Annotated in this window: 10 protein-coding genes; 4 read left to right on the top strand and 6 right to left on the bottom strand. The window is 71.2% G+C overall.

What is annotated here, in order from left to right:
• Positions 1 to 70: 70 nt before the first annotated feature.
• Positions 71 to 922 (top strand): MauE/DoxX family redox-associated membrane protein, encoded by an 852-nt coding sequence (locus ACWDO5_RS33460; RefSeq protein ID WP_450534319.1) that lies wholly within the window; start codon positions 71 to 73, stop codon positions 920 to 922.
• Between the two features lie 370 nt (positions 923 to 1,292).
• A complete protein-coding gene (locus ACWDO5_RS33455; protein ID WP_450534320.1) occupies positions 1,293 to 2,087 on the top strand; it encodes a hypothetical protein in 795 nt (264 codons plus the stop codon).
• Between the two features lie 15 nt (positions 2,088 to 2,102).
• Here ACWDO5_RS33455 and ACWDO5_RS33450 read toward each other — a convergent pair whose 3' ends face one another.
• The 3 genes from ACWDO5_RS33450 to ACWDO5_RS33440 form a co-directional block, all read right to left on the bottom strand.
• On the bottom strand, positions 2,103 to 2,531 hold the full coding sequence (locus tag ACWDO5_RS33450) for a pyridoxamine 5'-phosphate oxidase family protein (protein WP_450534318.1): 429 nt from the start codon (positions 2,529 to 2,531) through the stop codon (positions 2,103 to 2,105).
• Between the two features lie 336 nt (positions 2,532 to 2,867).
• A complete protein-coding gene (locus ACWDO5_RS33445; protein WP_450534317.1) occupies positions 2,868 to 3,704 on the bottom strand; it encodes an alpha/beta hydrolase in 837 nt (278 codons plus the stop codon).
• 320 nt (positions 3,705 to 4,024) lie between these two features.
• Complete coding sequence (locus ACWDO5_RS33440; protein WP_450534316.1) at positions 4,025 to 4,840, bottom strand: GntR family transcriptional regulator; 816 nt, start codon at positions 4,838 to 4,840, stop codon at positions 4,025 to 4,027.
• 148 nt (positions 4,841 to 4,988) lie between these two features.
• Here ACWDO5_RS33440 and ACWDO5_RS33435 point away from each other — a divergent pair, with 148 nt between their 5' ends.
• Together ACWDO5_RS33435 and ACWDO5_RS33430 are read left to right on the top strand one after the other, a co-directional pair.
• A complete protein-coding gene (locus ACWDO5_RS33435) occupies positions 4,989 to 5,834 on the top strand; it encodes a (2Fe-2S)-binding protein (protein ID WP_450534315.1) in 846 nt (281 codons plus the stop codon).
• A gap of 210 nt (positions 5,835 to 6,044) precedes the next feature.
• The gene (locus ACWDO5_RS33430) at positions 6,045 to 7,130 is read left to right on the top strand and encodes a DUF2637 domain-containing protein (protein WP_450534314.1); all 1,086 of its coding nucleotides are present in this window, start codon (positions 6,045 to 6,047) and stop codon (positions 7,128 to 7,130) included.
• Between the two features lie 54 nt (positions 7,131 to 7,184).
• Here the strand turns inward: ACWDO5_RS33430 and ACWDO5_RS33425 are convergent, their stop codons facing one another.
• The 3 genes from ACWDO5_RS33425 to ACWDO5_RS33415 form a co-directional block, all read right to left on the bottom strand.
• The gene (locus ACWDO5_RS33425; protein ID WP_450534313.1) at positions 7,185 to 7,646 is read right to left on the bottom strand and encodes an ATP-binding protein; all 462 of its coding nucleotides are present in this window, start codon (positions 7,644 to 7,646) and stop codon (positions 7,185 to 7,187) included.
• 134 nt (positions 7,647 to 7,780) lie between these two features.
• Positions 7,781 to 9,523: a pyruvate dehydrogenase gene (locus tag ACWDO5_RS33420; RefSeq protein ID WP_450534312.1), complete on the bottom strand. Its 1,743-nt coding sequence runs from the start codon at positions 9,521 to 9,523 to the stop codon at positions 7,781 to 7,783.
• 60 nt (positions 9,524 to 9,583) lie between these two features.
• Entirely contained in the window at positions 9,584 to 10,456 is an 873-nt protein-coding gene (locus ACWDO5_RS33415; protein WP_450534311.1) for a protein phosphatase 2C domain-containing protein, read from the bottom strand.
• Positions 10,457 to 10,787 lie beyond the last annotated feature (331 nt).

Below are 10,787 nucleotides of genomic sequence, written 5' to 3'. Positions count from 1 at the left end.
AGCCGCAGTTGCTCCACCGTGACCCCCGCTGAACGGGGACCACGGCAGGAGCTCGGACCGAGGGGACAACATGCTCCATGTGATCGCGGCGGTCCAACCCGCGCTGCTCGCGGGAGTGCTGATTCCGGCCGCCAGTATCAAACTATTCGGTCGCCACGCGGCCGACGGTGCCCCCGCCACAGCTCTTGCGTCACTGCTCGGCACGACGAGGGCGCTGCCCGCCTACCGGTTGCTCGGCGGCCTGGAATTGCTCATCGGGACGCTGCTGATGGTTCCCCCGGCGCGTACGGTGAGCGCGGTCGCCGCGACCGCGCTGGCGATCGGCTTCCTCGGCTATCTCGAGTACGCCCGCCACTTCGCCCCCGAGTCGTCGTGCGGCTGCCTGCACAGTCGGCGTTCCGCCCCGGTGTCGTGGCGGAGTTTCGCCCGTGGCGGGCTGCTCCTCGTCGCCGGGCTGCTCGCTACCCAGGCGACGAGCTACTGGCTGGACGTGGTCGTCACCCATCCGCTCACGGCCACAGCAGTGCTGACAGTCGAGACCGTGGCCGTCGTCCTGCTCTCTCCGGAACTCGGCTGGAGTCGCCCGATCCGGCTGCGTCATCTCCGGTCACGACTGCCGCGGCCGCTCCTCAGCGGATCCGGCCTAACGCTGCACTCCACCGTCCGGCAACTCCAGCACAGCCCCGCATACCAAAGGGTCTCAGGGCTGCTGCACACCGACATAGTGGACTCCTGGGACGACGAGGAGTGGCGCATCCTGTGCTACAAAGCGCGCTACCAAGGGCGACCGGCCGCCGCGGCCTTCGCCGTACCCCTGCGGCGGTACGACCCCGGCGCGGTCCGAGTAGCCCTCGTCGACGAATTCGCCGGAGTCACACTGCGCAGTGTGGCGGATGCATCGGTGTCAACGCCGACCGAGTAGGACAGCCATCGGCCGCGTGCGGTGAGCCATTTGATCACGCGTCCGCCGTCGCGCGCACCGAGGAGGCACAGGCGACCCTGCGCGCCTGCAGCAGATCCGCCCGGACACCGCGCCGGAACCCGCAGAGCAGGCCAAGAGCCTCGCGCCGCACACGCGGTCGCCGCGCCACGACGCGTACGCAACTGAACGACGGGGGTCATCTCGCACCGCTCTCCCCCGGCGACGGCGCCCACGCCGACCCCCTCGGCCGCTGAACGATTGTGAATTCATTCACCTGACCTCTTGGCCAGGCATGCCCATCCATGCTGAGATGCCACAGACCCAACAGCTCAATGGCGTGCTCGGGGAGGGCAACGTGGCGCATACCGCCATGTCTGGTTCCGGAACCACTGCAGGTGACGATCCACTCCAGACCGCGGTATGGCGGCTGCGCTCGCGCGGCTGTTGGACCGACGCGGCAGCCCTGCTCACCCCCCACGCGGCGGATCCCGCCGCCGCGCTGGAGCGGGCCGGACTCCTCGTAGAGCGCTGTCTGTTCACCAGCGACGGCTGGGCCGAGGCGGAGGACGCGCTGCGTACGGCCGAGGCCGTGGCCCGGGGCGACGAGGAGCGCGGCGGGGCGGCGTCCGAGCGCGGGCGGCTCGCGTACGCGGCGACCCGCCTCGGCGTACGCGACCGCGCCGACGAGGCCCGCTCCGCGCTCGGCCGGGCTGCCGCGCTGCTCGCCCCCACCTCACCGGGACGCCCGCTGCTCGACTTCCGCCGCGGCCTGGTCGCCGAGCACATCGCGGACTCCCCGCAGGCCGCCCGTGCCGCGTACCAACGCGCCCACGCCGGAGCCACCGCGCATGGTGACACGCTGCTGCTCTCCTTCACCTGGCACCATCAGGCCGGACTCGCCCTGCGGGACGGGGAGTTGGCGGAGGCCCGGCACGGTTTCACCGAGTCGCTGCGGATCCGCGAGGAGCTCGGCTATCTGATCGGCACGGCCCCGGTGCTGGCCGCGCTCGCCGATTGCGAGCCGGAGCCGGAAGCGGGCCGGCTGCGGGCGGAAGCGGGCCGGCTGTTCCGCCTGCTGGGCGGCGTACCGGTGTGGCTGGCGGCGCAACTGCCCCCGCCGGCGCCCGCCCAGTCCTCCCCTCCGCAGCCCGAGCCTGCGGCATGACCGGAGGCGGGCCGGTCACCCCTCGCCGAGGTCCGAGCTGAGCCAGCGCTGGGGCCGCATATGGATGACCACCTGCTCGCCGTGCTCCTTCCAGGCTAAGTCGACGTAGCCGTCGACCTTTTCGGCCGGGAGGTAGCGGGCCGAGATCTCCACCAGCTGTTCGCGCGTGGCCGGGACGGTCTCGATGACGGGCCCTTCGACGGAGACGTACCGGATGGTGGGCGTGACGCGGTCGACCATCAGGCTGAACCGTCCCGCCCGGGCGATCAGCGCGGCTTTACGGGAATCGCGCCCCGTCATGATCCAGATGTCGCCGCCGGGCTTGTACTGGTACCAGATGGGCACGGTGAGCGGAGCCCGCCCGTCCTCGCCCGCGTCCACCGCCAGCGCGGCGATGTGGGGCTCGGCCAGAAACTGCTCACGCTCTTCACGGGGCAAGGCCACGGATGACTCCTTCGTAGGGATTCGGGGGCGCTCCAGGACGGAGACCTCCTACCCAGCCTCGCCTCCTAGCCGATCAGCCAGGATAGGGACTTGGCCGGATTCATCACGATCAGAACGACCCCGACGATCACAAGCACCCAGAAGACACCCCATCCCCTGCGCCGCCGCGCCTGCCGCTGCTGGGACGGCCAGGCCGTGAAAAGTCCACGGGATACCGCGTCTACACGGATTCCGAGCTGCGGATGGCACACGCGTTCGCCCCGGCAGCCCCCGAGCGCGTAGGCGACGAGCCGGCCAATCGCGGACGGGAACTGCACCGCCGAAGCCTGCACCGACTCAGGGCGTCTGCGGCCCTTTACGCCTACGTTCAGTACCTCGGACAGGCTCAGCCTGGCGGCTGAGTCCTGCGGTGGGGCCGGCGCCGTCCATCGCGCCCCCGCCCGTGGTTACGCCGCCGTGGGGCTTGGGCGCGGGGAAGGGGGGCGTGTCCTGTTGGCACGTTGCTCCGGCCGGCGGGAGGGTGCCGTCGATGAAGTAGCGGCTCTCGTACTCGTTGACGCAGCTGCTGGGGTTGAGCAGCGCGCTGTGCCCGTACCCGTTGAGGGTGAGCAGGCGGGCGCTGGCCAGTTCTCCGGCCATGGCCTCCGCGCTCCGGTGGGGAGTGGCGGGGTCGTAGGTGGGGTTGACCAACAGGACGGGGTGCGCCGTGGGGTTGTTCCACGGGCCGGTGTAGCGGTTGGCAGCGCGGGCCGGCCAGGTGGCACACGGCTCGGCGGCCCAGGTCCAGAAGCGTCCGGCGTCGCCCGCCCGGGTGAAGCTGATCTCCTCCAGGGCGTGGTAAGCACCGGGGTCACGCGGATTGGGGCTGTCGGAGCAGACCACCGCAGTCGCCTGTTCCAACCCCAGGTACGGGAGCGGGACGGGCGGGGGTTGGGGCGGGGACTGCGTCGGGACGCGGCCCTGCCACAGGTCCTGCAGCCTGCCGGCGAGGAGCGTCCATCCCGGCTGGACCGTGTAGAGGGTGTTCACCACGTCATCGACGGTCCTGCCATAGGTCCACGCGCCCTGCGGATGCTCCCGCAGGCGCCGCATCAGCTGGTCGAACTTGCCCCGGGTCGCTTTCGGGCTGCCGGCGGAGAAGGCCAACGCCCTGACGCCGGCACGCATCCGCATCAACAGCACCGCGGCCCGACAATGCGCACAAGCCAACCGCGGCCGAATGCGCCGAGCTGCTCGAGGGCGCGTACATCGTCGGCCGAGAACAGCACCGGGTGACAAACGCCTGGTAGCCCCAGGGCAGGACGCGTTCGGACATCTCCGTCCCAGAGGAGAGCGGTGGCTCAGGTCTAAAACTGACGGACGTTATTGACAGATGGGCCTCTCGTATCCAGGAGACCTGCATGACCGAACGCGAGCTTGAAAGGCGCGCACGCATGGTGGTCAGCTCAAGGCGACGTCACGGCCGTACGCGACGCACCACTGACCTTGGGCCGTCAGCCGCCCGCGCCCGTGAAGTGCTCGCGCACCAGCGACCGCACGACCGCCAAGTCCTGCGCGATGAGCGCCTCCAGCAGTGCCATGTGTTCTGCCGCGTCCGCCATCAGGTCCGCCCGGCGCATGGCCGGGGTGCTCGTCAGGGGCCACTGGGAGCGGCGGTGGAGGTCGTCGGCGACCATCACCAGTTGGTGGTTGCCGGACAGCGCGAGCACCGCGCGGTGGAAGGCCCGGTCCGTTTCGGCGTAGGCGGCGCGGTCGCCGGTGGCCGCAGCCGCCGCCGTTGCCTCGGCCAGGGGGCGCAGGGCGGCCCAGCGGGCGGCCGGGACCGTGCGGGCCAGGCGGAGCATGACCGGGATCTCGAGCAGGGAGCGGACCTCTGCCAGGTCGGCCAGTTCGCGGGCGCTGCGTATCGTGACGCGGAAGCCGCGGTTGGGGACGACCTCGACCGCACCCTCGATCGCCAGTTGCTGCATCGCCTCGCGTACGGGCGTCGCCGAGACGCCGAAGCGTTCGCCCAGGACGGGGGCGGAGTAGACCTCGCCCGGGATCAGCTGGCCGTCGACCAGGGCGGTGCGCAGGGCTTCGAGGATCTGGCCGCGGACCGAGTGGCGCTGGACCGTGCGGGGCACGATGCCGGGAGCAGGGGGCTCGCTGTGGGTGTGCTCGCCTCTCGCGCCTTCCGGCGCGTTGGCCTGTGCCGGAAGGCGTGACTTCGCGGGGCCCGGGTGGTCAGGCGGGCCCGCCAGTTCCGCGAGGTGGGCGGACGCGTGCGGCTGCGGCAGCGCGGCGTCGCGCGCTCGGGCCTGCTCCACTCGGGTCCTCCTCCGGCATGGTGCCGGGCCCGGCACCATGCGCAGGCCCCCTTGCACCATAGGCGGGCTGGGCCGCAGTTCAAACATCGAATGCGTCGGGTAAGGTAAGGCTAACCTGCTAACGATCGCGATTCGGTGGTCCCCCAGCATGACCGTTCCCGCCCTGTTGCCCGCCCTTGCCTCGCCCGTCGGCGACGCCTACGCGCGCCTGGCCGAGGTCTTCCCCGGGCTGCAGGTAAGGGAGCTCACCGAGGGCGAGCGGACCCCGTCCGGCGCGGGCTGGGTGGGCGCGGCCGAGCTCGCCGGCACAGGACCCGCCCTCGATGCCTTTCTCGCCTGGGACAAGGCTCAGGTCCTGCGGGAGTACGGACTTGAGGCCCGCCCCGACGTGATCGCCAGCTTCGGTCTGCACCGCTACGCCTGGCCCGCCTGTCTGCTGATCACGGTCCCCTGGTTTCTGCACCGCCGGGTGCCGCGGGCGCCCGTCGAGGACGTCGCCTTCCATCGCGCGCTCGGGCGGATGGCGGTCCGGGTGACGGAGTTCGCCTGCCTGCCGGACGACCCCGCGGCACAGCTGCCCGGCGCCCGCGTCGTACCGGACGAGGAGGCGCTGCGCGCCGAGGTACGCGCCGCCGTCGCCGAGCACATCGGGCCCGTCCTGGACGGCTTCGGGCCGCGGATGCGCCGCGGCAAGCGTGCGCTGTGGGGCATGGCGACCGACGAGATCGTCGAGGGCCTCTGGTACGTCGCGCATCTGCTCGGCGAGGAACAGCGGGCCGTCGCGGAGCTCGAGCAGCTGCTGCCGGGCGCCACCAAGCCGTACGTCGGCACCGCCGGCTTCCGTGAGCTCGCCGGGCCGGCCGGCGAGCCGCTGCCGACCCGCGACCGGGCGAGCTGCTGCCTCTTCTACACCCTGCGGCCGGACGACACCTGCGTGACCTGTCCGCGCACGTGCGACGCCGACCGCGTGAGCAAACTGCGGCCGAACGCCTGACCTCCCGCATGCCCGCCGTCACGTCACCCGACCTGGTGACGTAAATCGAACCAACTCCCCTTATTCATACGCCGGTTCGACAGAAACGCACCTATCCGTATGCGATGTGGCCCCGTTGGCGTTCTATTGCCCCGAAACCGGTTGGGGTCGCCGGGAGTTCGGCCACTATTGCGGCCGAAACGCCCTACCGCGATGCAAGGGACACCGCCCATGAGACTGACCGACATATCACTGGCCTGGCTGCTTCCTGGCGGCGTGATGCTCGCGGGAGTCCTGGTGGCGACGGCGGTGCTCGCGCGCGGCAGGCGCGCCGGTGACAAGGCCGCGGCCAACGACTCCTGGGAGCGCAGCGAGGAGCGCCGAAGGCGCAAGGAGGCGGTCTACGGCACGGCCTCCTATGTGCTCCTGTTCTGCTGCGCGGCGGTCGCCGCCGCGCTCTCCTTCCACGGCCTGGTCGGCTTCGGCCGGGAGAATCTCAATCTCACCGGAGGCTGGGAGTATCTGGTCCCCTTCGGCCTCGACGGCGCGGCCATGTTCTGCTCGGTGCTCGCGGTGCGCGAGGCCAGCCACGGCGACGCGGCACTCGGCTCACGACTGCTGGTGTGGACCTTCGCCGGCGCGGCCGCCTGGTTCAACTGGGTCCATGCGCCACGGGGGTTGAGCCACGCTGGCGCCCCGCAGTTCTTCGCCGGTATGTCGCTGTCGGCCGCGGTGCTCTTCGACCGCGCGCTGAAGCAGACCCGCAGGGCCGCGCTGCGCGACCAGGGCCTGGTGCCCCGCCCGCTGCCGCAGATCCGGATCGTACGGTGGCTGAGAGCGCCCCGGGAGACCTTCGGCGCCTGGTCGCTGATGCTGCTCGAAGGCGTACGGACTCTGGACGAGGCGGTCGACGAGGTCCGCGAGGACCGGCGGGAGAAGCAGCGGAACCGGCTGCGCAGGCGGGACAGGGAGAAGCTGGAGCGGGCGCAGATCAGGGCGCTGAACCGGCAGCACCGGGCGTGGGGCCGCGGTCACGCCGACCGCAGGGCGGAGCTTCCCGCCCTCAACTCCACGGGTGGATCCGAGCAGGCCGTCTCCGGCGGCGTCGGGTCCGGCGTCAGCTCCGTCGCGGAGCCTGCCATAGCCGAGCCGGGGCAGCTGCCGCTTGTTTCCCGGCCCTCGCTCCAGGCCGTGAAGGCGGCCAACGGCACTGAGCCGCGCACGGTCGACCTCACCGCCGAGGACGACACCCTGACGCTGCCGCGTCTCGACTCCCTGGAGCGGAAGCTCAGGGATCTCGAGCAGCAATTCGGGTGAAAGCCGAAAGCCCGCCGACGCACCGTCACGCGAAGGCCGGTCTGCGACTGTCCGTCAGGCCGGCCTTTCGTGCAGCTCGAACCAGACCACCTTGCCCACGCCGTGCGTGCGTACGCCCCACGCGTCCGCGAGGCTCTGCACCAGGAACAGCCCCCTGCCGTGGGTGCCGAGGTGCGCTGCCGGCACATGCGGCACCGGCAGTCCGGCCATGAAGTCCCGTACCTCCACGCGGAGTGTGGAGGCGGCGACGGTGGCCGTGACCACCGCGCCGTGATCGGTGTGGACCAGCGCATTGGTCACCAGCTCGCTGGCGAGCAGCTCGGCCACCTCCGCCGTGTCCTGCTTTCGCCAGTGCCCGAGCAACTCCCGCAGCGCACGTCGTACTTCAGGGACGGCGGTGAGATCCGCGCAGCCTAATCGGCGGCGCAGCCGACCGCCCGGGTCCCCCTCCGCCCCAGGTTCCCGGCCGTGCCCGCTCGCGGCAGCCCCGGCCCCTCCCTGACGCCCAGTCGTCATCCCCACCCGCACGTCGGACAGCCCTCTCTCCGGAACGACCCCTTGTGTCGAATACGTCCACGGAAATGCATGCCCCGCCCGGAGAACGCCACTCATGTCGATTCATGTCGATTCCTCAACCAGCGGCAGCGGCGTCAGAGCCTCGGTACGTTCCGCAGATTGGAGCGGGCCATCTGGACCATCCGGCCTACGCCCCCGTCCAGCACGATCTTGCTGGCGGAGAGGGCGAAGCCCGTCACCATCTCCGCGCTGATCTTCGGCGGGATGGAGAGCGCGTTCGGGTCGGTGACCACATCCACCAGGGCGGGGCCCTTGTGCCGGAAGGCGTCCTTGAGCGCGCCCGCGAGCTGCTTGGGCTTCTCGACCCGTACGCCGTACGCCCCCGCCGCCCGCGCGATCGCCGCGAAATCCGGGTTGCGGTTGTTGGTTCCGTACGACGGGAGTCCCGCGACCAGCATCTCCAACTCCACCATGCTCAGTGAGGAGTTGTTGAACAGGACGATCTTCACGGGCAGGTCGTACTGGACGAGGGTGAGGAAGTCGCCCATCAGCATGGTGAAGCCGCCGTCGCCCGACATCGAGACGACCTGGCGGTTCCGGTCGACGAACTGGGCGCCGATGGCCTGCGGCAGGGCGTTCGCCATCGAGCCGTGGCTGAACGAGCCGATGATCCGGCGGCGGCCGTTGGGCGAGAGATAGCGGGCCGCCCACACATTGCACATGCCCGTGTCGACGGTGAACACCGCGTCTTCGTCGGCGAGTTCGTCCAGTACGGAAGCGACGTACTCGGGGTGGATCGGGACATGCTTCTCCACCTTGCGGGTGTACGCCTTGATCACACCCTCGAGCGCGTTGGCGTGCATCTTCAGCATCTTGTCGAGGAACCTGCGGTCCGACTTGGCCCGCACGCGCGGAGTGAGACAGCGCAGTGTCTCGCGTACGTCGCCCCAGACGGCCAGGTCCAGCTTGGAGCGGCGGCCCAGGTGTTCGGGCCTGACGTCGACCTGGGCGATCTTGACGTCGTCGGGGAGGAAGGCGTTGTACGGGAAGTCCGTGCCGAGCAGGATCAGCAGGTCGCACTCGTGGGTGGCTTCATAGGCCGCGCCGTAGCCGAGCAGACCGCTCATGCCGACGTCGAAGGGGTTCTCGTACTGAATCCACTCCTTGCCGCGCAGCGCGTGCCCGACCGGCGACTTGATGCGCTCGGCGAACTCCATGACCTCGGCGTGCGCGCCCGCCGTTCCGCTGCCGCAGAAGAGCGTGACCCGGTCCGCCTCGTCGATCATCCTGACCAGCTTGTCGATCTCCGCGTCCCCCGGCCGTACGGTGGGACGGGAGGTGACCAGGGCGTGCTCGACCGACTTCTCCGGGGCGGCCTGCGAGGCGATGTCGCCGGGGAGGGAGACGACGCTCACGCCGCTGCGGCCGATCGCGTGCTGGATCGCGGTCTGCAGCAGGCGCGGCATCTGCCTCGGGTTGGAGATCAGCTCGCTGTAGTGGCTGCACTCACGGAACAGCTGATCGGGGTGGGTCTCCTGGAAGTAGCCGAGGCCGATCTCGCTGGAGGGGATGTGCGAGGCGAGGGCGAGCACGGACGCCATGGAGCGGTGGGCGTCGTACAGCCCGTTGATGAGGTGGAGATTGCCCGGGCCGCAGGAGCCTGCGCACGCCGCGAGCTTCCCGGTGATCTGTGCCTCCGCGCCCGCCGCGAAGGCGGCGACCTCCTCGTGCCTGACCTGGACCCAGTCGATGGCGGAATTGCGTCGGATGGCGTCGACGACGGGGTTGAGGCTGTCGCCGACGACTCCGTACAGCCGCTGGACGCCGGCGCGGACGAGGATGTCGACGAACTGCTCCGCCACATTCTGCTTGGCCATGGGATGCGTACCCTTTCTCGGCTCGGGGCCTGAACATCCATCAACCCACGGCGGGCGCGGTTACGCCTCCCAGACTGCGACAGCCGTACGGTCGTCGGCGTATCCCTTCACCCTCAGCTGGGTGTCGGCGAGGAACGCGGCCAGGCCCGGGGGCTCGCCGTGCGCCCAGCGGCCGCCCAGCTCCCCGGCGAGGGCGGGCTCGTCGCGCAGCGGTTCGGCGAGGCCGGCGCTGCACAGCAACAGGGTGTCGCCCGGGCGGGCCACGGAGGCGCGGAACCGGAACGGTTCGGCGGGTGGTGGGGATGGTGCCTCGATGTACGGGGACGGGGGCGTCGCGATCCCCAGATCCATGGTGAGCCGGTCACCCTCCGGGGTCTCGGAGGGCGGTGAGCCGAATCCGACAACGGGTGCGCCGGTGACGGCCGCGGGCTCGGGAACCGGGGGCTCGATGTCCTCCCAGACGCCGTCGCGGAGGCGGAAGAGGCCCCCACCGCCGACACCGAAGAACACGCGGGTACGGCACTCGGGGTCGGCGGAGAGCAGCAGGCACCGCAGATTGGCGGTGTACTCCTGCGGCTCCACGCCCTGCTCGGCGGCGCTGGCGCGCAGCCTGCCGAAGCTGCGGTCGGTGAGCCGGTGCAGCCCTGATTTGAGGTCGCCTCGGCGGCCTGCCCTTATGTCCTCGCAGAGGCGGGCGTGGCTGCGGCCGACGGCTGTGCCTATCCACCGGCAGGCATCGGCGGCGGCGCGATGGGCACCCTCGGCGGCGCGTGCGCCGCTGGCGACGGCGACCAGGACGAGCGCGGCGTCGCCGGTGCCGAAGCGCGCGGTGAGGAGGGCGTCGCGGCGCGGCTCACCGCGGTAGCGCGCGGAGTCCCCGCGGATGGAAACGGCGCGCAGGGTGTACGTGCCGTAGCTCGCGCCGTCGAGCACGGTGTCGGCGACGAGCTCGTCCAGCTTCTGGGGCCGGGCGGCGGGCAGGGCGGTGGGCTCGGCGGCGTAGGTGGGCGGGCCGTCTCCGACGTACGCGACGTGCGGCCCCGCGGACTGGTGGACGGCGGGGGCAGGGGCCTGGTCGGGGGCGGGGGCCTGGTCAGCCGGCTCCTGCGCGGGGAACGGAATGCGCGCGGGCGGACCCGCGGGCCGGGGCGGCCGGGCGTCCTCTGCGCCGCCGGTCGTGACGGGCAGCCCGGAGGCGCTCTTCCCGGGGGTGGATTTCCATGTCTTCCCGTTGCAGAACCCGGGGCTGGTCTCCATCCCGCTG

Source organism: Streptomyces sp. NPDC000880, from assembly GCF_053599675.1.
This window is presented reverse-complemented; position numbering and strand designations above follow the sequence as displayed.

What these genes read in the sequence shown, in the direction of transcription:
- ACWDO5_RS33460 (WP_450534319.1), top strand. Translation starts at nt 71, where the DNA reads ATGCTCCATGTGATCGCGGCGGTCCAACCCGCGCTGCTCGCGGGAGTG.
- ACWDO5_RS33455 (WP_450534320.1), top strand. Translation starts at nt 1,293, where the DNA reads ATGTCTGGTTCCGGAACCACTGCAGGTGACGATCCACTCCAGACCGCG.
- ACWDO5_RS33445 (WP_450534317.1), bottom strand. Translation starts at nt 3,704, where the DNA reads ATGCGGATGCGTGCCGGCGTCAGGGCGTTGGCCTTCTCCGCCGGCAGC.
- ACWDO5_RS33435 (WP_450534315.1), top strand. Translation starts at nt 4,989, where the DNA reads ATGACCGTTCCCGCCCTGTTGCCCGCCCTTGCCTCGCCCGTCGGCGAC.
- ACWDO5_RS33430 (WP_450534314.1), top strand. Translation starts at nt 6,045, where the DNA reads ATGAGACTGACCGACATATCACTGGCCTGGCTGCTTCCTGGCGGCGTG.
- ACWDO5_RS33425 (WP_450534313.1), bottom strand. Translation starts at nt 7,646, where the DNA reads ATGACGACTGGGCGTCAGGGAGGGGCCGGGGCTGCCGCGAGCGGGCAC.
- ACWDO5_RS33420 (WP_450534312.1), bottom strand. Translation starts at nt 9,523, where the DNA reads ATGGCCAAGCAGAATGTGGCGGAGCAGTTCGTCGACATCCTCGTCCGC.